The 20,235-nt window shown below is 67.8% G+C and carries 17 protein-coding genes, 1 tRNA gene and 1 riboswitch; of the genes, 3 read left to right on the top strand and 15 right to left on the bottom strand.

Translation table 11 applies throughout. The features are described 5' to 3' along the window. Window positions 1-63: 63 nt before the first annotated feature. From ASE76_RS11315 to ASE76_RS11250, 15 genes are all read right to left on the bottom strand, one after another. Window positions 64-1,608, bottom strand: coding sequence for a GMC family oxidoreductase (locus tag ASE76_RS11315; RefSeq protein ID WP_055839152.1), 1,545 nt, complete (start codon window positions 1,606-1,608; stop codon window positions 64-66). Further along, entirely contained in the window at window positions 1,605-2,954 is a 1,350-nt protein-coding gene (locus ASE76_RS11310; RefSeq protein WP_055839148.1) for an alpha/beta fold hydrolase, read from the bottom strand. Before ASE76_RS11310 ends, ASE76_RS11315 begins: the two co-directional genes overlap by 4 nt. Window positions 2,955-3,519: 565 nt before the next feature. Beyond that, a complete protein-coding gene (locus tag ASE76_RS20570; protein ID WP_156362666.1) occupies window positions 3,520-3,774 on the bottom strand; it encodes a hypothetical protein in 255 nt (84 codons plus the stop codon). A 598-nt stretch (window positions 3,775-4,372) separates the two neighbouring features. Continuing rightward, window positions 4,373-4,448 (bottom strand) — tRNA-Asn (locus ASE76_RS11305). 35 nt (window positions 4,449-4,483) lie between these two features. Next, window positions 4,484-6,661: a TonB-dependent siderophore receptor gene (locus ASE76_RS11300; protein WP_369793404.1), complete on the bottom strand. Its 2,178-nt coding sequence runs from the start codon at window positions 6,659-6,661 to the stop codon at window positions 4,484-4,486. An 86-nt stretch (window positions 6,662-6,747) separates the two neighbouring features. Then, window positions 6,748-6,849, bottom strand: a riboswitch (TPP riboswitch). Between the two features lie 113 nt (window positions 6,850-6,962). Beyond that, window positions 6,963-8,027: an NAD(P)/FAD-dependent oxidoreductase gene (locus ASE76_RS11295; RefSeq protein ID WP_236698406.1), complete on the bottom strand. Its 1,065-nt coding sequence runs from the start codon at window positions 8,025-8,027 to the stop codon at window positions 6,963-6,965. Window positions 8,028-8,106: 79 nt separating this feature from the next. Further along, window positions 8,107-8,436: a ferredoxin FdxA gene (gene fdxA, locus ASE76_RS11290; RefSeq protein ID WP_055839142.1), complete on the bottom strand. Its 330-nt coding sequence runs from the start codon at window positions 8,434-8,436 to the stop codon at window positions 8,107-8,109. A gap of 61 nt (window positions 8,437-8,497) precedes the next feature. Beyond that, window positions 8,498-9,829: a sulfate adenylyltransferase subunit 1 gene (locus ASE76_RS11285; protein ID WP_082448333.1), complete on the bottom strand. Its 1,332-nt coding sequence runs from the start codon at window positions 9,827-9,829 to the stop codon at window positions 8,498-8,500. A 137-nt stretch (window positions 9,830-9,966) separates the two neighbouring features. After that, a complete protein-coding gene (gene cysD, locus ASE76_RS11280) occupies window positions 9,967-10,926 on the bottom strand; it encodes a sulfate adenylyltransferase subunit CysD (protein ID WP_055839139.1) in 960 nt (319 codons plus the stop codon). 34 nt (window positions 10,927-10,960) lie between these two features. After that, window positions 10,961-11,581, bottom strand: a complete 621-nt coding sequence (locus ASE76_RS11275) for a phosphoadenosine phosphosulfate reductase family protein (protein WP_055839134.1) — start codon at window positions 11,579-11,581, stop codon at window positions 10,961-10,963. 338 nt (window positions 11,582-11,919) lie between these two features. Then, on the bottom strand, window positions 11,920-12,306 hold the full coding sequence (locus ASE76_RS11270; RefSeq protein WP_055839131.1) for a DUF934 domain-containing protein: 387 nt from the start codon (window positions 12,304-12,306) through the stop codon (window positions 11,920-11,922). Window positions 12,307-12,326: 20 nt separating this feature from the next. Further along, on the bottom strand, window positions 12,327-14,117 hold the full coding sequence (locus ASE76_RS11265) for a nitrite/sulfite reductase (protein WP_055839128.1): 1,791 nt from the start codon (window positions 14,115-14,117) through the stop codon (window positions 12,327-12,329). Between the two features lie 20 nt (window positions 14,118-14,137). Next, on the bottom strand, window positions 14,138-14,926 hold the full coding sequence (locus ASE76_RS11260; protein ID WP_055839124.1) for a sulfite exporter TauE/SafE family protein: 789 nt from the start codon (window positions 14,924-14,926) through the stop codon (window positions 14,138-14,140). Window positions 14,927-14,997: 71 nt separating this feature from the next. Continuing rightward, the gene (gene mnmC / locus ASE76_RS11255; RefSeq protein WP_082448331.1) at window positions 14,998-16,920 is read right to left on the bottom strand and encodes an FAD-dependent 5-carboxymethylaminomethyl-2-thiouridine(34) oxidoreductase MnmC; all 1,923 of its coding nucleotides are present in this window, start codon (window positions 16,918-16,920) and stop codon (window positions 14,998-15,000) included. 78 nt (window positions 16,921-16,998) lie between these two features. Then, on the bottom strand, window positions 16,999-17,274 hold the full coding sequence (locus ASE76_RS11250; RefSeq protein WP_055839121.1) for an oxidative damage protection protein: 276 nt from the start codon (window positions 17,272-17,274) through the stop codon (window positions 16,999-17,001). Window positions 17,275-17,404: 130 nt separating this feature from the next. Here ASE76_RS11250 and ASE76_RS11245 point away from each other — a divergent pair, with 130 nt between their 5' ends. From ASE76_RS11245 to ASE76_RS11235, 3 genes are all read left to right on the top strand, one after another. Next, on the top strand, window positions 17,405-18,424 hold the full coding sequence (locus ASE76_RS11245; RefSeq protein ID WP_055839119.1) for a sulfate ABC transporter substrate-binding protein: 1,020 nt from the start codon (window positions 17,405-17,407) through the stop codon (window positions 18,422-18,424). Window positions 18,425-18,525: 101 nt separating this feature from the next. Continuing rightward, a complete protein-coding gene (gene ssuE / locus ASE76_RS11240) occupies window positions 18,526-19,110 on the top strand; it encodes an NADPH-dependent FMN reductase (RefSeq protein WP_055839116.1) in 585 nt (194 codons plus the stop codon). Between the two features lie 112 nt (window positions 19,111-19,222). Further along, window positions 19,223-20,206 carry a sulfonate ABC transporter substrate-binding protein gene (locus tag ASE76_RS11235; protein ID WP_055839113.1) on the top strand — a complete coding sequence of 328 codons (984 nt, stop codon included), beginning with the start codon at window positions 19,223-19,225 and terminating at the stop codon, window positions 20,204-20,206. The last annotated feature ends 29 nt before the right edge of the window (window positions 20,207-20,235 follow it).

Genomic DNA, 20,235 nt, shown 5'->3' with positions numbered 1-20,235 from the left:
ACGGTGTGGCGTAGGCATACGGCGACTTCGCGGGGCGCGCCTTGCAGGGTGCTCCGCGGCGGCTCAGCCCTTCAGGAAGCGGTCTGCGGTTCTCAGCGAAAGCGCCATGATGGTCAGGGCCGGGTTGGCGATCAGTGCGCTGGCGAAAACCGAGTTGTCGCAAATCCAGAGATTTTCGATGTCGAAACTCCGCCCTTCGGCATCGACCACGGCCGTTTCACGGTCAGTCCCCATGCGGCATGTACCGATGGTGTGCGCCGTGCGGGAGACCACGACGGTCTCGCTTGCGCCAGCGGCCTGCAGAATTTGCTGCATGAGTCCGATGGCGTGGCGGTCGATGGCTTTTTCATTCTCGCCCGCGGTGAAACGCACCACGGCTTTCGGAACGCCGAAGTCGTCCACCTCGGCCGATAGCTCCAGGTGGTTGCCTGCAGCGGGCAGGCATTCGGCATTGATGCCGACACCGGCCATGAAGCGATAGCCGTCCAGGGCATCGACCAGTGGCTGCCCCCAGAGCCCTGCGCCTCGAACCAGCGACGTGGCCAGCGTGGCGGGCATGGCTCCCAGGCTTTGGATGAGGTAGCCCCCTGCGAAGTCGACCCCGGGCAGCCGCACGGTATCTTCGGTGAGCAGGGAGGACGGGTAACCGCGATAACTGCGCATCTCTTCGCCGAACCTGCCCCACACCTGTGCGGCACCATGCGCCATGAAATTTTTGCCGACCTGACCGCTGCTGTTGGCGAGCCCGGCATGAAGCAGAAGCCGAGGCGTTTCCACACCACCGCCGCAAAGAAACACCGCACCGCAGCGCTGGCGACTCTCCACGCCGTTGCGGCGGTAGATCACGGCGGAAATTCTTCCCTGGCCATCACGCTCGAAACCGGTGACCCGGCATTCCGGTCGGATCTCCGCACCCCTGGCTACCGCCAATGGAAGATAGGTGGTGTCCATGCTGGCCTTGGACGCGTTGCGGCATCCCTGATGGCACGAGCCGCAGTTCACACAGGCCTGGCGCAGCCCGCCGCCCTCCTGTTGCCAATCGCGCGAAACGAGTGCGGCTGGGGCATCGGCCGTGCGTATACCCAGCGATGCACAACCCCGCGCCATCACATCGGCGGACGCATTGCGCCTAGCGGCCGGCAAGGGATAGGTTCGTTCGGGGTCCCAGGGATACGCGGCGGGTCCGGAAACGCCGATGAATCGTTCGACGCGCTGGATGTACGAGACCAGTTCGGCATGTTCCACCGGCCAGTCCTCGCCCACGCCCTGCAATGTTCGAAGCTGCAAGTCGCGCGGATCCGGGCGAGGCGTGAAGGCACCCCAGTGCAAGGTGGAGCCCCCCACGCCGATCCCGCTGTTGTTCGGCCCGAACGCGGTCGGTGTGCCGCCACCGCTAAGCCGCTCTTCCATCCAGTTGATGTCGCAACCCTCGGCCTCGTCGACCACATGTTCGCCCGGCTCCCAGTTTTGTCCTGCCTCCAGGGCAAGTACACGCAGGCCACGTGCCGCCAGTGCTGCAAGCAGCGGCGCACCACCCGCGCCGGTGCCGACGACGACGGCATCGACACGCTCGCCATCGTCAAAGTGCTTCATGGCGTCGAATTTCATGACAGCACCTCGATCAATGGTTCCCACGACTCACGTTCACCAGCCGCCAGGCGCTCGAACCCCTGTTTCCGCAACCCGTCGCCTCCGTTGGCGAAACCATCGAATCCAATCCGGGCCATGGTTGCCGGATGTGCGACCCAGAGCCGCACCAGGTCCGCGCATGCGTCCTGGAACCAAAGCCGCATCTTGTCGGGAGACCATACGGCGGCGCCGTCGCCGCCCTGGGCGACGAGTCGCAGGCGCTCCACCTGGGCCTGGTGCGAAAGGTTTTCGAAACCGGCGAGCGCATCGAGGGCACGCCTGTATGCATCGAGGTCGGAAGGCATTTCGGCATGCCGCCAGCCGTCACTCTTGCCCGCGAACAGTTGTGCATCGAGCCTGTTGGCCAGGTCGATTTCGGGTCCGGTCTGCGGTATGACGCAGCGTGCGATGGCTCGTAATGTTTGCAACTGGCTGGGGCTCAATGCCTTCGGGGTAGCGGCGACAGGGTCTGCAATGGCACGGTTGGCGAGGATGGCGCGCATCCTGCGGCTGACTCGTGCAGACGCCACCACACGTGCGAAAGCTGCCGGAACGTGGGGTGCCTTGGTGGAGACGATGCTCCACAAGTCGCGGATGCCTTCTGCGACCGCTTCGGGGCGCTCCAGCGGCAGCAGGTGGCCGGCGCCTTCAAGCACACGTAGCTCGGCGCGCGGATAGGTCCGGGCATTGGTTTGCAGCTGGCCCTGTTCTCCAAGATCGCCGTCCTGCTTACCCACGATGATGAGAGCCGGCACATCCAGGCACGGCACTTTGCGGGACCAGTCTTCCCGGCTTCCACGCTCCAACCAGGCCACCCAGGCGTGTGGAGAGCTGCGAAGCAGGTCCTGCACGGCGCGCTGGTCGTGGTGGTCCGGCAGGGGAGCACCGATGTTTTCATCCACGAACTCGCGCGCGGACGCAGGCGTCAACGGGCCTTGGCTGGCCCAGCCGATCATTTTCTGGCGCCGGTCTTCATCCATTGGTTCGGGCGACAACGGTGACCCCGCCAGGAGCACGACACCTGACAGCCCGAACAAGCCGGTTTCGCCCGCCAGCGCACGGGCGGCCACGATGGATGCGATCTTGCCGCCCATGCTGTGGCCGACGATCAGCCACCGCGTGGCACCGCTCGTCCTGATCGCCTGGACCACTGCCTCGACCATGCCTTCGACCGTTGAATCAGGAGCGTCGACCGCATCACCGAAGCCTGGCAGATCCAGCGTGACGATCTGGAAGTCGGCCGCGAGGTGTCGAGCCAGCTCGTCCCATGCCTTTCGGCTGCTGCCGAGCGCATGAAGAAAAAAAAGATTGGGGCAGTCTTTCATCGATTTCGTGTTGTTTTGGTTGAAGTTCGCCAGACGAATGCGAGAACCCGTGGGGCCTCGACTTCGGGTGATTGCTTCTGATGATGAGTCAGCCGCCAAAGTCGAAAGCAACCAACTGCATATTTGGGCCACCAGCAGTCGTGAAGCAGCACCGGGTTCGTGAAAGCCACCCGCGTTGGGCGTCGGCGACCATGTTTGCCAGCCGGTTTAGAGGACTAGCCCCTCGTTTCGCCCGACACTGCCCAAACGCTAGATGGTTGTTGGAGCATCATGCTGGGTGCACTGCACAAACGCTTCTTCCATGGAAATTCATTCAGTTTTTGTCGCAGTGTCGTTCTTGGCGCCGGCCAGCCTCATGGCGGCGATCGCTCTTGCCATACATCGGGCAGGCGATCGACACCCTGCCGAACGCGACGCAGGATGCCGAGCGGCAGATGCTGCAGCGCCTTGGCCTGCCAACGGCGGTGTGGCCGACTATTTAAAACCGGTGCTTGTCACCATCAATGGCTGAGCTTTGTGGTGCGCTTACCTGGGCTGGGAATCCGGATTGCGAGGGCGAACCGATTCAAACTTGCGCGAGTTTCTCGCAATCCGGATTTCTGGGGAACCGTGCTGCTGGAATGTCAGGACGACGGTCGTCGAGGTCACCGTCGACGAATTCGAGGCGGTCCGCCGGAGACGAAGGTGCTCGAGTCATGTCACTCACCAGGGCCCGGACAGCCACCCCGCGCGCCAGGGCGGCGCGCACTACGGCGCTGCCTTGCACGTCGGCGGCGAGATAGACGAGTACGATGGATCTGGAAGAAACGATGGTATTCATGATGTGCTCCAGTCAATAGACTCGATAGCGCAGCATCGCCGTCGATGGCACCGATCAGGCCCGCAAAGCGCACGGCGGCGCGGGACCGTCGGGGGCCGCACCCGCATGGCGCGACAAGAGCTTTCTCCTGATGGAAAGGGCTTGGGGCTACTCAGACCAAGCCTGCCGTTCCGACTGGCGTACTGTGTCTGGATCGGGGCAGTGATCCGGAAACTGTTGAAGTGCCTTACTGACCTGAAAGCCGGTGGAGGACGGCTGACTTGTCCTGCTGATAGCAGCGTAGAGGATCTACGGTCGGACGAAATTCGGGCCGGTAGGAGATGGGGTCCGCATCGCAAGATTGAAGTGATCAGAACGCTTCTTGGTCGAGGGTGTTCTGTCGGCTGCTGTTGTTCAGGAGCCAATCAAGTGAGCACACTTCTACGCAGCTGACCTCACCAACCACATCGCCCCCGTCGAGACTAGATGCATTTGCCGCGCACCCAACCCTGATTAGATCGTGACATAGATCGTGACAAGATCTTCCCAGGCCGCAATAAAAGAAAAAGCCCGCTATGTAAAACATAGCGGGCTTTCCAGAGGCCTTGCGGCTTGTGAGTGGCTCCTCGACCTGGGCTCGAACCAGGGACCTACGGATTAACAGTCCGGCGCTCTACCAACTGAGCTATCGAGGAACAAGCCTCAGATTATATACAGAAAATTCCGGCTTTCAAAAACTGGCGCGCATCGCGACGCGAAAAGTTCGCACAGCGCCCGGATAGAGGTACACGTGACCGAACTGATAGGGCGATTCCTTCCAGTAGCGGCGGTCGAACACGTTGTCGACCGACAGCGTCCACTGCGTCATCGTGTTGCCGATGCGCTGGTCGTAGCGCAGGCCGGCATCGGTGCGGGTCCAGCTCGGCAGATCGATCGACCCGTCGGGCAATACCGAGCGCCGGCCTTCGTGCGACAGGCCCGCCTGCAATTCCAGGCCCTCGATGCCGGGCACACGCCATCCGGCTTGCGCGCGTAGCGTGCGATCGGGCACGTTGGTCGGACGCTGGCCGTTGGTCGCCGGCTCTAGCGTACCGCCCTGGCGCTTCGCGTCGAGCAGCATCACGCCGCCCGCCAGGCGCCACGGGCCGCCGGTCCATTGCACGCTGGCGTCCAGTCCCTGGTGGCGTGCTTCGCCGTCGTAGCCGCCGGTGCAGGGCGTGATGCCCAAGCGGTTGCAAGCGTCCAGGTTCGTGACCGGGCGCACGATGTGGAACCACGCCGCCTGCCAGCGCAGCTTCTCGTCGCCGCCCTTGAAGCCCAGCTCCCACTGCCTGGACTTGAGCGAAGGCAACGCCACGCCGGCATTGGCGTACTGCGAGGTCTTGTTGGGCACGATCTGCGATTCGACGCCTTCGCCGTAGCTCGCATAGGCGATCTGGCCCGGTGCCAGCGCGAAGCTGGCGGCCAGCCACGGCGTGGTCAGGCCGTCGTCGTAGGCGGTCGGGCGGGAGCCGTCGGTGCGGACGCTGTCGCGCGACAGCCGGGTGTGGCGCAGCCCCGCCCATGTAGTGAAGCGGTCGTTCCAGCGGACCGCGTCCTGCACCGACAGCTCCACGCTGCGCTCGTCGCGGTTGGTGTTGACGTCGGTCAGCGCCGGATCGGGCGGCGTCACCAGCGTGCCCGCCACGTTGCCGGTACCGACGTAGTTGTAGGCCTGGTCCTGGAAGCGGTTGCGCACCCGGCTCGTCAGGATGCCGAACGACAGGTCGTGGGTCACGCCGCCCGTCTGCGCCCGGCCCTGCAGGCCCAGCCTGGCCGACTGCTGCAGCCGCCGCTCGTTCTCGCTGCGGAAGTCGTAGACGTCGTAGGTGCCATCGGAGCAGAAGCGGTCGAAGTTGCCCTCGGCGCCGCAGCCGAAGGCATAGGCGAGCCGGTCGTCGCTCTTCAGTCGTTGCTGGCCGAGCTGCGCCGTCCAGTGCCAACTGCCGGCCAAGGCCTGCTGGAACCGGAGCGTACCGGTCAGCGCCCCGAACACCGAAGGTTGCGACCACGGCTGGTTGTTGAGGTTGAGGCGCGGATCGACCGGCGCCGGCAGCCGATTACCCAGCAGGCTGTAGCCGCCCTGGCTGGGCTGCGACTTGCGGCTCCATTCGACTTCGGCCTCCAGCACCGAATCGCGGCTGATGCGCCAGTCGCCGGCGAAGGCGAGCAGGCTGCGTTCGCCGTCGAGGTTGCGGGTCAGCGGACGCAGCCGCTCCTGTGCGACGTTGAGCCGGTAACCGAAGACCCGGTCGGTGCCGAAACGCCCACCCAGGTCCACCGCGCCCAGCAGGCTGGCCCGCGAAGTGGCCTCGACCCGCACTTCGCGCAGGTCCTGCTCGGTCGGGCGCTTCACCACGTAGTTGACCAGGCCGCCGGGCGCGCTGGTGCCGGCCTGGATCCCGCTGGTGCCCTTCAGGATCTCGATGCGCTCCTTGTTGTCGAGCGGGATCGTGGTTTCCGCGCTGATCGGAAGACCTTCGCGACGGTAGTTGAAGCGGTTGTCGAGCGCGAAGCCACGCACCGTCAGGTAGTCCCAGTAGCCCGGCGCGTTGTACGCGTCGGTCACCGACGGGTCGAAGCGCGTCAGGTCGGCCAGCCGCCGCGCGCCGCTGGCCTGCAACTGCTCGCGGCCGATCACCGTGGCCGTCACCGGCACTTCCTCCAGCGGCAGGTCGCCGAAGCCGGCGATATCGGCCTGCGGCGCGGCGCGGCGCTCGTCGACCGTGACCGGGCGCAAGCTCGCTGCGGCAGGCGCTGCGGCGGTCTGCGCCCAGGCGCTGCCGCCGATCAGCAGCAGGACCGCTGCGGTCGTGGGACGCACGGCAGCGCGCAGGCTGCCTTGCGGTTCGAAATCTATACGGGGCACGGGCGCCGTCCTTGGATGCGGAGCAGGGGCGGCGTGCGTGTGACCATGGGGGTCGTCTGAGAGGCCTGCTCGACAGGCAGGCGCGACCCGGTCCGAACGTGCTTTCCCTGCGCGAGGATTACCTCAATCAGGTTCGAAGGGACTCTCTCAGTCGCGGCGCATGCACCGCAACACCCCCAGCGGCCCCGCAGGCCATGCCGCGCGGGGTAGCGCAATTTTACCGGGCGCGATCGCCAGCGGGCAGCTTGGTTTTAATGCTGTGCGACAACACAACACAACATCGACAGCAAAGGACATGCCGTCAATCGGAGGGCGTTGCAGCCACCCCCAACAACTGGTGCAGCCGTGTGCTGGTCGTCGTGTACTGCAGCGGGATCGCCTGGCCCGGAAACACGCGGGCCGCAGCGCCGAACGCCGCCAAGGTGCATTCGTGGAACGCGGAGAGGATCAGCTTCTTCTTGCCGGGATAGGTGTTGATGTCGCCGACCGCGTAGATGCCCGGCACCGCCGTCGCGAAGCTCTCGGTATCGACCGGCACCTGCTTGCGGGCCAGCGCCAGGCCCCAGTCGGCGATCGGGCCGAGGCGGGGGCTCAGGCCCTGCAGCACATACATCGCGTCGAGCGGGATCGTCTGCGTTTCGCCTTGGCTGTCCAGCAGTACGGCCGCGGTCAGTCGACCCTCCCGGGCTTCAATGCCGGTGACCTGGCCGGCCTGGAAGTGCAGGGCGCCTGCGTCGCGGGCGGCCTGGAACGCGGCGATCGCGGCGTCGCCCGCCGGCAGCGGCTCGCGCCGGTAGGCCAGCGTGACGCGGGCACCAGCGTCGGCCAGCGCCACGGCGGCCTCCAGCGCCGCGTCGTCGCCCCCGACCACCAGCACCGCATGTTCCGCGTGGGCCATCGGTGTCTGCAGACGGTGGAAGACCTGCGTACCTTCGAAGGCTTCCAGCCCGTCGATCTTCAGCCGACGCGGGGTGAAGGCGCCGACGCCGGCCGCCAGCAGGATCGTCCTGGCGTCGAAACGGGTGCCGGCCGAAGTCCCTACGGCGAAGCCGCTGCCGTCGGCCGCAGGCACCACGGTCGATACCTCCTGGCCCAGATGGAACACCGGCTCGAACGGCGCCGCCTGTTGCTCCAGCCGGGTGACCAGCTCCCGGCCGGTGCACACGGCCAGCGCCGGAATGTCGTAAATCGGCTTGTCGGGATATAGCTCGATGCACTGGCCGCCCACGTGGGGGAGCGCATCCACGATGTGAGAGCGGATGCCCAGCAAACCCAGCTCGAACGCCTGGAACAGGCCGGCAGGGCCGGCGCCGACGATCAGCGCGTCGGTCGCGATGGGCGTGTCGGAAACGGGCGTGGTGATCATCGGCTGCTCCATGAGAAACGGGAGGCGCGCGGCCTCCCGTTGCGGGGTGGGATACGGCAGCGGGCTGCCGCCAGTGCGCTCAGCGGATCAGCTCGGCCAGCTTGCCCGGCTTGTCGCGCCATTCGTCTGCGTCGGGCATCGAAGGCTTGCGCTTGGTGATGCTCTTCCAGCCGGCGGCCAGCGCCAGCTCGGCGTTCAGCTTGATGAAAGCCAGCTGGTCGGCCGGCACGTCTTCCTCGGCGTAGATCGCGTTGGCGGGACATTCGGGGATGCAGACGGCGCAGTCGATGCACTCGTCCGGATCGATCACCAGGAAGTTGGGGCCTTCCCGGAAACAGTCGACCGGGCACACGTCCACGCAATCGGTGTATTTGCACTTGATGCAGTTTTCGGTGACGACGTGGGTCATGGGCGTGTGGTGGTAAGACGGTAGAAACCCTGCATTTTAACCGTGTCGGGAAATGTAGTGTTCACTGAATCAACACCGCTGCCGATGTTTTGTGGCTCGCGGTGTCCACCAGGATCATCGCGCCCAGCATCCGTGCCTGTGCGAAAGGGCGCACCGCGACCGGTTCCTGCAGGGCCAGCTCGACATGGCCGAGGGCGTTGGCCGGCAGTTCTGTGGCGGCTTCGCGGGCCAGCGTCTGGATGTCGAGCCGGTCGACGATGCGTTTGACCTTGGCCTTGACCCAGCGGTGGCCGTGCAGCGCCCAATAGACGCGGCCCGGTACCAGAGGCTCGTCGTCGAGCCAGGCGACGGTGGCGGCGATCTCGCGGGTGGGCGCGAACGCGCCCGGCGCCAGCAGCCAGTCGCCGCGGGAGACGTCCACCTCGCGGTCGAGCACGATGCCGGCGCTGTGGCCCGCGGCCACGTCGCCCGGCCGGCGGGCGTGGTCGAGCACCTGGGCGACGGTGGCCGTCTGGCCGCTCGGCATGACGGTGATCTCCTGTCCGGGCGCGACGCTGCCGGCGGCCACGCGGCCCCAGAACGTGCGGCGGCCCTGGGAGGTATCCGAGGACGACGAGAACTTCTCGACCCACTGGACCGGGGAGGCGAAGGGCTCGGCGGTATCGGCCGACATGTTGGGCAGGTCTTCGAGCAGCGCCAGCAGGGAAGGGCCGTCGTAGCCGGCCCAGCCGTCGCTCTTGGCATCGACCACGTTCCAGCCCTTGAGCGCCGACACCGGCACCGTGGCCACCGACGCGATGCCCGCCGCCCGTGTGAAGGTCTCCAGCGCGGTTCGGATGCGGCGCAGCACCACGGCCGGGTCGTCGACCGCGTCGAGCTTGTTGACCGCGAACACGATCGACGGCACCCGCAGCAGGTGCGCCAGCAGCGTGTGGCGGCGCGTCTGCGGCAGCAGTTCGCCCGTCTCCTCGGAAGCGGCCCAGCGCAGCTTGGTCGCATCGACCAGCACGACGGCCGCATCGGCGCTCGACGCCGCGGTGACCATGTTGCGGGTGTACTGCTCGTGCCCCGGCGCGTCGCCGATGATGAACTTGCGCCGCGCCGTGGCGAAGTAGCGATAGGCCACGTCGATCGTGATCCCCTGCTCGCGCTCGGCCGACAGCCCGTCGGTCAGCAGCGCCAGATCCGTCTCGCCGCCACGCTGCACGCCGGCCAGCTGGTCCTGCAACACCGTCTTGCTGTCGACCAGCAGCCGCCCTATCAAAGTGCTCTTGCCGTCGTCGACACTGCCGCAGGTAATGAAGCGCAGCGCAGCCGCGTGTTCAGCGTCATTTTGGCCTGTAGCCGGCGCCCCGTGCGGACGAGCAGCTATGGTATTAGTAGCGTTGTTCATAAAAAATCACCTATTCAATTGCAAGCACCACCTCAAAGACGCCGTGGATCCGGCTCCGCCGGTCCACCAGCGTCGCCCCCGGCAGGGGGTAGGCGGCCACTGCCCGCGGCAGCGGGCTGGGCAAGCTTGGGGGAGAACTAAAAGTACCCATCCTTCTTGCGCTTCTCCATCGAAGCCTCGGAGGTCTTGTCGTCCATTCGCGTCGCGCCGCGTTCGCTCACGTCGGCCGCCAGCGTCTCGACCACGATGTCCGCCGCGCTCGCCGCGTCGCTCTCCACCGGGCAGGTGCAGGTGATGTCGCCGACGGTGCGGAAGCGCACGTCGCGCACCTCGGCCACCTCGCCGTCGCGCAGCGGCGTCAGCGGCGTGACCGGCACCAGCAGGCCCTTGCGCTCCACCACTTCGCGGCGGTGGGTGTAGTAGAGCGAGGGCAGGGCGATCCGCTCGCGGTCGATGTACTGCCACACGTCGAGCTCGGTCCAGTTGCTGATCGGGAACACGCGGAAGTGCTCGCCCGGCGCAAGGCGGGTGTTGAACAGCGTCCACAGCTCGGGCCGCTGGGCCTTGGGCTGCCACTGGCCGAAGCTGTCGCGGTGCGAAAAGATGCGCTCCTTGGCACGGGCCTTTTCCTCGTCGCGGCGGGCGCCGCCGATGAGTGCGTCGAACCGGAACTCCTCGATCGCCTCCAGCAGCGTGACCGACTGGTGCACGTTGCGGCTCTCGCCCGGGTGGGCCAGCCGCACCGTGCCGCGGGCCATCGAATCCTCGACGCTGCGCACGATCAGCTCGGCGCCCAGCTCTTTCGCGCGGAAGTCGCGGAAGTCGGTCACTTCGTGAAAATTGTGGCCGGTGTCGATCATCAGCAGCGGGTAGGGGATGCGGCCGGCGCCGAAAGCCTTCTCGGCGCATTTCAGCAGCACCAGCGAATCCTTGCCGCCCGAGAAGAGCAGCGTCGGGCGCTCGAAGGTGGCGGCGACTTCGCGCAGGATGAAGATGGTCTCTTCTTCGAGCGCGTCGAGGTGGGTATTGGACAGGCGGGCCGGCGCGGGTGTCGCGGTGGCCGCGTGCAGCAGGTCGGTGTCGTTGCGGGCGTTCATCGTGAGGTGGGCGTGATGGGGAGAGGAGGGGCGGTCAGTGTGCGAGGTGAAGGCCGCATTCGCGGTTGTCCTCGCCCTTGGTCGGGTCCACGTAGTCGAAGTTGTTGGGCAGGCCGTGCTTCTCGCAATACTCGTAGAGGTCTTTCGACGACCAGTGCAGCAGCGGTGCCACCTTGAGAAGGCCGTCGGGATTGACGCTGACCGGGTCCATCGTGGCGCGCACCGCGGTGTCGGTGGCGCGCAGCGCGGTGAACCAGACCTTCGGCGCGGTCTCGCGCAGGGCACGGGCGAAGGGCTCGAGCTTCACCTCTTCGGTAAAGGCGGCGTGGCGCGGGTCGTCGAGTGCCGGCGTGGCCCCCTCGACCGCTTCCCGGTGCGCGCGGGAGCGCTTCGGCAGATAGATGTGGAGGTCGAGTTGCAGCAGCTTCGTCACCTCGTCGGCGAACCGATAGGTGGCCTCGGTGTTGTAGCCGTTGTCCATCCAAACCACCGGCACCGCGGGGTTCGCACGCGCGACCATGTGCAGGATGACCGCTTCGAAGGGGCGGAAGTTGGTGGTGACGATGGCAGGCTGGTCCAGGCCGATGGCCCAGTCCACCAGCCCCTGCGCGTCGTGGCCGAGGTGTGCGTTTATGGAAGCGAGGTCGATGCTCATGAGTCAAAACGTGGGGGGTGCTGAACCGTCCCGTTACTGTAGGGACGGTCCTTATGAAACCAAACTATCTTTTAATCCGCGCGTTATGCGGATAAGCAAATGCGCCAGCATCTATGCGGGCTCCGGCGGTTTTCGCGGCTGTGCTGGATAAGGGCCGCGGCCTCTGCCCCACCCGCTGTGCCGCCGCCATCGCCGGATGCGGATTGGATTGCGCGGGCTGGGTGCAGGCGCACCGCCCGGGCCGCGGCTCTCGCCAGCATGGCCGAGGTCGCCGTACCGGTCGACCAAGAAGCCTGGTTGCGCGGTCAGGGGCGAAGTCGCCCGAGCCGCACGCAGGATCAGGCGGCTGCGGCTTCCTTGAAATGCGGCTGCACATGCACCGCGTCGCCCTGGTAGAAGCCGCCGAAGCGGTCGAACTGGCGCTGCGCATCGGCCGCATCGACGCCGTCCTTCAGCACCGCGACGCTGAAGCCGGTGCGCGACATCTGCACCAGCTGGTCGATCAGCACATCGCCGGTGGCGCGGATCTCGCCGGCGAAGCCGCGGCGGCGGCGCAGCAGGAAGGCCTGGCTGTAGGCGCGGCCGTCGGTGAACTTGGGAAACACCAGGTCGATGCGGCTGACGCCGTCGAGCACCGCCTCCAGCGGATCGGCGTCGTTGGGCAGTTGCAGCAGGGTCGCGTCGTTTTCGGGGACGGAATGGGCGCGGGAATCGATGATCTTCATGTCGTGCTTTCCAGGCCGCCTCAGGCGGCTTCCTCCACCTTGAAGCGGGCGCCGTTGGCCGCGGCCTTGAAGGGCTCGGCACCGACGCGGCGCAGCGTGTCGATGAAGGTCTCGTGGCGGCCGTCGACCGACTGGCGGTGGTCGCGGTAGGTGGTCAGCACCGCTTCGATCACCTCCGGCACTTCGGCCGCGGTGAACGACGGGCCCACGGCCTTGCCGGCCTGGGACGTGCCCGAGAGGGCCGATCCGTCGGAGCCGCCGAGGGTGACCTGGTACCACTCCTTGCCGTCCTTGTCGACGCCCAGGATGCCGATGTGGCCGCTGTGGTGGTGGCCGCAGCTGTTGATGCAGCCGCTGATGTGCAAGTCGATCTCGCCCAGGTCGTCGAGCTCGTCCAGGTCCTGGTAGCGCTCGGTGATCGCCTCGGCGATCGGGATCGAGCGGGCGTTGGCCAGCGCGCAGAAGTCGCCGCCGGGGCAGGCGATCATGTCGGTCAGCAGGTGCACGTTGGCGCTGGCGAAGCCGGCGGCGGTGGCCTCCTTCCAGAGCGCATGCAGGTCCTCGGCGCGCACCCAGGGCAGCAGCAGGTTCTGGTCGTGGGTGACGCGGGTCTCGCCGGCGCTGAAGCGGTCGGCCAGGCCGGCCGCGATGTCGAGCTGGTCGGCCGAGGCGTCGCCCGGCGCCTGCAGGCGGCGCTTGAACGACAGGGTCACCGCGCGCAGGGCCGGGTTCTGGTGGGGCGCCACGTTGCGCTGAAGCCAGCGGGCGAACATCGGCTCGGCCGCCGCGGCGGTGCGCAGGGCAGTGTCGACATCCTCGGCGTTGGCGCCGGTGCCGGCGGCCAGGGCGGGCGGCACGAAGGAGGCGGCCACCCGGTCGTACTCGGCCTGGGTGATGGTGTGCGGCGCGCCGTCGTGCTCCAGGATCTGGGTGTACTCGGCTTCCACGTCGTCGATGTAGGCCTGGCCTTCGGCCTTCACCAGTATCTTGATCCGGGCCTTGTAGATGTTGTCGCGGCGGCCGTAGCGGTTGTAGACCCGCACCACCGCTTCCAGGTAGTTCATGATCTGGTTCCAGGGCAGGAACTCGCGCAGCACGGTGCCGACGATCGGGGTGCGGCCCATGCCGCCGCCCACCTGCACCCGGAAGCCCAGTTCGCCGGCCTCGTTCTTGAGGAGGTGCAGGCCGACGTCGTGCCAGCCGGTGGCGGCACGGTCCTCGGTTGCGCCGGTGATCGCGATCTTGAACTTGCGCGGCAAAAAGGCGAACTCGGGGTGCAGCGTGCTCCACTGCCGCATGATCTCTGCGAAGGGCCGCGGATCGGCGATCTCGTCGGCGGCCACGCCGGCCCGCTCGTCGCTGGTGATGTTGCGGATGCAGTTGCCGCTGGTCTGGATGCCGTGCATGTCGACCGAGGCCAGCAGGTCCATCACGTCGGCGCTCCTGGCCAGCGGGATCCAGTTGTACTGCACGTTCTGGCGGGTGGTGAAGTGCGCGTAGTGCGTCGGCAGGTGCTGGGTGCCGAGGGCGCCCTGGGTGTCCATCGCCGTCTTGTAGACGGCCGCCTCGGGCTCGTCGTACTCGCGGGCGATCTTCGCCAGCACCCGCAGCTGGCGGCTGGAGAGCTCGCCATAGGGCACCGCCACCCGCAGCATCGGCGCATAGCGCTGCACGTACCAGCCGTTCTGCAGGCGCAGCGGCTTGAATTCGTCCTCGCTCAGCTTGCCGGCCTGCCAGCGCTCGAGCTGGTCGCGGAACTGGGCGGCGCGCTGGTGCACGAACTGGCGGTCGAATTCTGTGTACTGGTACATCGTGGAAATCTCGGGGATATTTATAGGGTGATCAACTTGGCTCCGGCATAGGCCAGCAGCACCGACAGCAGCGAGCGGATCAGCCGCTCGGGCGCCCGGCGCACCAGGAGCGTGCCCAGCCAGATGCCGGGCAGCGAGCCGGCGAGCAGCTTGAGCAGAAGGGCCCAGTCTACCGACCCGATGGAGGCATGTCCCAGGCCGGCCACCAAGGTCAGGGGTACGGCATGGGCAATGTCGGCCGCGACGATCCGGCGCAGCGGCAGCATCGGGTACAGCAGCATCAGCACCAGCACGCCGATGGCCCCGGCGCCCACCGAGCTGAGGGTGACCAGCGTGCCGATGGCGGCGCCGAACAGCACGGTGAGCACCGGATGCCGGCTGCGCGCGGCCTCTGCCACGTCGCCCGGGGCAGGCTGCGGCGTTTTTCCCCCGCGCACCGCCTTGTAGAACGTGGCGGCAGCGGTCAGCAGCAGGGCTGCGCCCAGCGTGAGCGTCATGACGTGCTGCACCGCCGGCTGCGCCGGCCCCACCCGGCCCAGCACGTACAGCGTGGCGAGCGCCGCCGGCACGCTGCCGGCCGCCATCCGCAGCACCACCGGCCAGTCGATCTGGCGCGCCCGGGCCAGCGCGACCGAGCCGCCCATCTTGGTGAAGGCCGCGAAGAGCAGGTCGGTGCCGATCGCCAGGTGCGGCTTCACGCCGAAGAAGAAGATCAGCAGCGGCGTCATCAGCGAGCCGCCGCCCACGCCGGTGAGGCCGACGATGAGGCCCACGGCGAAGCCGGCGAAAACGAACGCGAGATCGTGCATAGGGGCGAAACTGTAGAAGCGGCGCTTATGAATTCAAACGATTTTCTGGTGACCGCTTTATGCGGATTAGCTTATTCCGCAGGCTGGGGGCGGCTCGGCGGCGATTTCGGGGCGGTTTCCGGATAAGGCGCCGCCGGGTTCTGCCGCGTGGTGCGGGCCGTGTCCAGCGCCCGCGCTTCCTGCGCCGACAGCGGCAGGGGCTCGCCGTGCCATCGCGCGGCCAGCAGTTCGGCGCACAGGGCGGCGAATGTCAGCCCCCGGGAGCCCAGTGCGGTGCTGACCCATACGCCCGGCAGATGCAACGCATCCAGCGGACCGACCAGGGGCCGGCGGTCGGCCGAGGCGCAGCGGATGCCGACCCAGTCCTGCACCGCACCTTCGGTGTGGGCCGGCGCCACTGCGGCCGCGGCGGCAGGATGCAGCGCCTGCAGCCGCAGCCGGTTGGCTTCGCGGTCTTCTGCGCGTGTCTCGGCCGCATCGGTCCGCTCGAAGGTGGCGCCGTTGACCCACAGCGTGCCGCCGGCGCCATCGGGCACGCCCGCGATCAGATGGCCGTCGCCGTTGATCGCCTGGCGCGGAAGGCCCTGGGCGCCAGCGGGTAGACGTCCCCAGGCCAGCTGGCCGCGGACCGGCTGCAGGGGCAGGCCGGTCGCCAGGGGCGCGCAGCCAGCACCGCCGGCCAGCACCACCCGGTCGGCGGTCGCCAGCCGGGAGCCGTCGGCCGCCAGCAAGTGCCAGGCGTCGCCTTCTGCGACCAATCGGGCCACGCGGCTGCGGCCCACGAAGCGCACGCCCGGCGTCTGCAGCCACGCGGCGATCAACCGCGCCGGCCGCACCCAGCCGGCGCGGCGGTGCAGCAGGGCCGGGGTGCCGGGCGGCAGGCCGGCGGCGGTGCCATCGGCCGCCGAGGCGTGCCAGGTTTCGTTGGGCCCCTTGGCCGTCCATGCCGCGGGCAGGCGGCCGGCGCCCGGCGGGTGGCGCTCCAGCACGCCGCCGTCCTGCCAGTCCTGGCCCACGACAAGCCGGTCTTCCAGCTGCTGCCAGGTCGCCCGCACACCGGCGCGGGACAGGCGCGAGAGCAGCGCGTCGTCGGGCGAGGCGTGCGGCGCCAGCACCCCGGCCGGCGTGCCGGACGCGCCCGCCGCGGGCGCCTCGGCCGCGTCCAGCACCGTCACCCGCCAGCCGCGCAGCGCCAGCGCCGCCGCCACCGCCGCGCCGGCCAGGCCGGCTCCTACCACCGCGCAGTGGCCGGGTTCCGCGACCTGTTCCCCCGCGGGCAGCGGCGGGCGGCGCGGCTCCCAGCGCGGGTCGAACAGCGCCTGCAGGCAGTCGCGCTTGGGCGGCAGGCCCGGCGCCAGGGTGATGGCGAAGCCGCGTTCGGCCAGCGCGTCGCGTACCGCCCGGGCGATGGTCCAGGTGGCCAGCCGGGTGCCGCGCCGGGCGAAGCGGGCCACGGCCTGCAGGGTGGGGGGCGACCACATCTCGGGGTTGCGCTGCGGCCCGAAGCCGTCGAGGAAGATGCTGTCGGCATCGAAGCGCTGCAGCCCGCGCAGCATCGGCTGCACGTCGCCCACGCACAGGGTCAGCATCACCCGGCCGTCGTCGAAGCCCAGTCGGTGTACGCCGGGCAGCAGCCCGTGCCACCGTGCGGCCAGCAGGTCCGCCAGCGGTGCGATTGCCGGCTCCTGCGCCACGGCGCGCCGCAGGTCGGCCGCGGCCACCGGCCAGGCTTCGACCGAGACGAAGTGCAGCAGCCCGGGCCGGGCCGGGTCGTCGCGCCAGGCGGCCCAGGCGGTGAGGAAGTTGAGCCCCAGGCCGAAACCCGTCTCCAGGATGCGCCACTGCGGCTGCCCCGCCCAGGCGGCCGGCAGGCCGCAGCCGCCCAGGAACACGTGCCGCGCCTGCGCGGTCGGGCCGGCCTCGGAGTGGTAGATATCGTCGAAGCGCGGGCTGCGGGGCAGGCCGGAATCGCTCCAGACCACGGTATCGGTCATGCGGGGAGGGTGCGATGAGGACGCGGCCGCCAAAAGAAAGCCGCCCGTAGGCGGCTCGGCTGGCGGCGGCCCGGGCGATCAGGCGGCCGGTGGCGGCACGTAGCCCTGCACCGCGTCGGCGCCGTCGCCGAAGAAGTGCTTTTCCATCTGGCGCTTCAGGTACTCGCGGGCGCGCTGGTCGGCCAGGTTCAGGCGGTTCTCGTTGACCAGCATCGTCTGCTGCTTCATCCAGTCGGCCCAGGCCTGCTTGCTGACACTCTCCCAGAGCCGCTTGCCCATTTCGCCGGGGTAGGGCGGGAAATCCAGACCTTCGGCTTCGGTGCCGAGTTTGATGCAGTTGACCATGCGTGCCATGTCGCGGCTCTCTAAGTACGTTTTATGAATAAGAAACCTTGAACTTGATCGTTCAAGTTTGTTCGGCCGGCTTTCAGAATCCGTCCTGTCGACTCCCGCATCCCTGCAAGAACGAAGCCGAAAGAACCCTATGCCGATTCGCCGCGACTTTATCAAGATTCCCCTGGCCGCTCTGGTGGCCGGCGTGTTGTCCCTGCCGGCGCTGGCCCAAAGCGTGAACCTGCTCAACGTGTCGTACGACCCGACGCGGGAGCTCTACGTGGACTACAACAAGGCCTTCGCCAAGCACTGGAAGGAAAAGAGCGGCCAGGACGTGTCGGTCAAGCAGTCGCACGGCGGCTCCGGCAAGCAGGCCCGCTCGGTGATCGACGGCATCGACGCCGACGTGGTGACCCTGGCGCTAGGCGGCGACATCGACGCCATCGTCAAGAACGGCGGCGCGGTCAAGGCCGACTGGCAGAAGCGCCTGCCGCACAACTCGGCGCCCTACACCTCGACCATCGTACTGCTGGTCAAGAAGGGCAACCCGAAGGGCATCAAGGACTGGGACGACCTGGTCAAGCCCGGCGTGCAGGTGATCACGCCCAATCCGAAGACCTCCGGCGGCGCCCGCTGGAACTACCTGGCCGCCTGGGAGTTCGCCAAGCGCAAGTACGGCGGCGACGCGCAGGCCAAGGAGTTCGTCGGCAAGCTGTTCAAGAACGTGCCGGTGCTCGACACGGGTGCCCGCGGCTCGACGATCACCTTCGTCCAGCGCGGCGTGGGCGACGTGCTGCTGGCCTGGGAGAACGAGGCCTTCCTGGCGCTGAAGGAATTCGGCGCCGACAAGTTCGAGATCGTCGTGCCGTCGATCTCGATCCTGGCCGAGCCGTCGGTCGCCGTCGTCGACAAGAACGTCGACAAGAAGGGCACCCGCGCCGCGGCGGAGGAGTACCTCAAGTACCTCTACTCCGACGAAGGCCAGGAGATCGCCGGCCGCAACTACTACCGCCCGACCGGCGACAAGGCCAAGGCCAAGTACGAGTCGCAGTTTCCCAAGCTGACGCTGGTGACGATCGACCAGGCCTTCGGCGGCTGGGGCAAGGCCGACAAGGACCACTTCGCCGACGGTGCCTCGTTCGACCAGATATACACCAACGCGCAAAAGTAACCTTTGCTATCGAATCGATAGCTGGTGGCCGGCGTTCCGCGCCGGCTAAGGCCCTGTTTCGCCCGAAATTTCCCCTGCACCGCACCGAGAGCACCGCTTCCATGACCGTTCTTCTGATTGCCGGCAGCCCGACCGCGCCTTCGCGTTCGCAGGCACTGCTCGATACCGTGGGCCAGCGGCTGCTGCTGCGCGGCCTGCGCTCGGAGCAGCTGCAGGTGCGGGAACTGGATGCGCAGGCGCTGGTGCAGGCCGATTTCGGCCATCCTGCCGTCGTCCGTGCGGCGGCCCAGGTAGCGGCCGCCGATGCGGTGGTGATCGCCACGCCGGTCTACAAGGCGGCCTACAGCGGCGTGCTGAAGGCCTTCCTCGATCTGCTGCCGCAGACCGGGCTGAAGGGCAAGACGGTGCTGCCGCTGGCCACCGGCGGCAGCCCGCACCACATGCTGGCCCTGGACTACGCGCTGCGGCCGGTGCTGCAGTCCCTCGGCGCGCGGCAGATCCTGCCGGGCGTATACGCCACCGAATCGCAGGTGGTGCGGCTGCCAGAAGGTCCGTACCAGGTCCATGCCGACCTGGCTCTGCGCCTGGACGAGGCGGTCGACCTGCTCGCGACGGAACTGCTGCCGCGCGGCGCGGTGCCGGGCTTCGATCCGGTGCCGTTCTCGCAGGTGCGATGTAGCGTCTGACCGCCCAGGTGTGCGCGTGCCGCACGCCTGCCGATCTCCCGATTTTTCGAAGTGTCCCGCTGTGCGCGTCGCCGTGCGGGAGCCCGATCGCCCGCATTTCCAAAGGTTTGCCATGTCATCCAGCATCCGTTATCCCCTGGCGCACAACGCCGTCTCCCGCCGCACCCTGGTCCAGGGCGCCCTGGCCGCCGGTCTCTCAGCTTCTTCGCTGGCCGGCTGGGCCCAGGCCCCGGCGCGCACACTGCGCATCGGCAACCAGAAGGGCCTGCTGAGCCTGTTGAAGGGCCGGGGCACGCTGGAGAAGCGGCTGGCGCCGCTGGGCGTGAGCATCAAGTGGACCGAGTTCAACGCCGGCCCGGTGCAGCTGGAAGCGCTCAACGTCGGTTCGATCGATTTCGGCGACGTGGGCGAGGCCCCGCCGATCTTCGCCCAGGCCGCCGGCGCGCCGCTGGCCTACGTGGCGGCTACGCCGCACCGGCCGGCGGTCGAAGCGGTGATCGTGCCCGAGGGCTCGGCCATCAGGACGGTGGCCGACCTGAAGGGCAAGAAGATCGCCCTCAACAAGGGCAGCAACGTCCACTACTTCATCGTCAAGCTGTTCGAGAAGCACGGTCTGGCCTACGGCGACCTGAATCTGATCTACCTGCCACCCGCCGACGCGCGGGCCGCCTTCGAGCGCGGCGCGGTCGATGCCTGGGTGATCTGGGACCCGTTCCTGGCCGCGGCGCAGAAGACGCTCGATGCACGGCTGCTGGCCGATGCCGAAGGCGTGGTGGGCAACCGCGCCTACTACTTCTCTTCACTCGACTACGCCTCCAAGAACCGGGACGTGATCGCCATCCTGATCGAGGAAATCGACCGCCTCGACCAGTGGGCCGCCGCCCACCGCGACGCCTATGCCACCGACTTGGCGGCCGTGCTGGGCCTGCCCAAGCCGGTGCTCGACCTTTTCGCGCAGCGCAATGCCTACGGCACGGTGCCGATCAACAAGGCCATCCTGGCCGAGCAGCAGCAGATCGCCGACAAGTTCTTCGAGCTGAAGCTGATCCCCAAGAAGATCAACGTACTGGAAGCCGCGGCGGCCGGCGCCGTCTGAGCCCGCAGCGCGTCGCCATGTTTTCGGGA

It is taken from the genome of Xylophilus sp. Leaf220, from assembly GCF_001421705.1.
In the GTDB taxonomy this organism is placed as follows: domain Bacteria; phylum Pseudomonadota; class Gammaproteobacteria; order Burkholderiales; family Burkholderiaceae_C; genus Xylophilus.
The sequence above is the reverse complement of the archived record's forward strand: the minus strand, read 5'-3'. Positions and strand labels throughout refer to the sequence as shown.

Excerpts from the sequence above, each read along its gene's own strand:
- mnmC (WP_082448331.1), bottom strand. The coding sequence starts at position 16,920 with ATGACCGATACCGTGGTCTGGAGCGATTCCGGCCTGCCCCGCAGCCCG.
- ASE76_RS11265 (WP_055839128.1), bottom strand. The coding sequence starts at position 14,117 with ATGTACCAGTACACAGAATTCGACCGCCAGTTCGTGCACCAGCGCGCC.
- ASE76_RS11285 (WP_082448333.1), bottom strand. The coding sequence starts at position 9,829 with ATGAACAACGCTACTAATACCATAGCTGCTCGTCCGCACGGGGCGCCG.
- ASE76_RS11270 (WP_055839131.1), bottom strand. The coding sequence starts at position 12,306 with ATGAAGATCATCGATTCCCGCGCCCATTCCGTCCCCGAAAACGACGCG.
- ASE76_RS11235 (WP_055839113.1), top strand. The coding sequence starts at position 19,223 with ATGTCATCCAGCATCCGTTATCCCCTGGCGCACAACGCCGTCTCCCGC.
- ASE76_RS20570 (WP_156362666.1), bottom strand. The coding sequence starts at position 3,774 with ATGAATACCATCGTTTCTTCCAGATCCATCGTACTCGTCTATCTCGCC.
- ASE76_RS11295 (WP_236698406.1), bottom strand. The coding sequence starts at position 8,027 with ATGATCACCACGCCCGTTTCCGACACGCCCATCGCGACCGACGCGCTG.
- ASE76_RS11275 (WP_055839134.1), bottom strand. The coding sequence starts at position 11,581 with ATGAGCATCGACCTCGCTTCCATAAACGCACACCTCGGCCACGACGCG.
- cysD (WP_055839139.1), bottom strand. The coding sequence starts at position 10,926 with ATGAACGCCCGCAACGACACCGACCTGCTGCACGCGGCCACCGCGACA.
- ssuE (WP_055839116.1), top strand. The coding sequence starts at position 18,526 with ATGACCGTTCTTCTGATTGCCGGCAGCCCGACCGCGCCTTCGCGTTCG.
- ASE76_RS11260 (WP_055839124.1), bottom strand. The coding sequence starts at position 14,926 with ATGCACGATCTCGCGTTCGTTTTCGCCGGCTTCGCCGTGGGCCTCATC.
- ASE76_RS11315 (WP_055839152.1), bottom strand. The coding sequence starts at position 1,608 with ATGAAATTCGACGCCATGAAGCACTTTGACGATGGCGAGCGTGTCGAT.
- ASE76_RS11310 (WP_055839148.1), bottom strand. The coding sequence starts at position 2,954 with ATGAAAGACTGCCCCAATCTTTTTTTTCTTCATGCGCTCGGCAGCAGC.
- fdxA (WP_055839142.1), bottom strand. The coding sequence starts at position 8,436 with ATGACCCACGTCGTCACCGAAAACTGCATCAAGTGCAAATACACCGAT.
- ASE76_RS11245 (WP_055839119.1), top strand. The coding sequence starts at position 17,405 with ATGCCGATTCGCCGCGACTTTATCAAGATTCCCCTGGCCGCTCTGGTG.
- ASE76_RS11250 (WP_055839121.1), bottom strand. The coding sequence starts at position 17,274 with ATGGCACGCATGGTCAACTGCATCAAACTCGGCACCGAAGCCGAAGGT.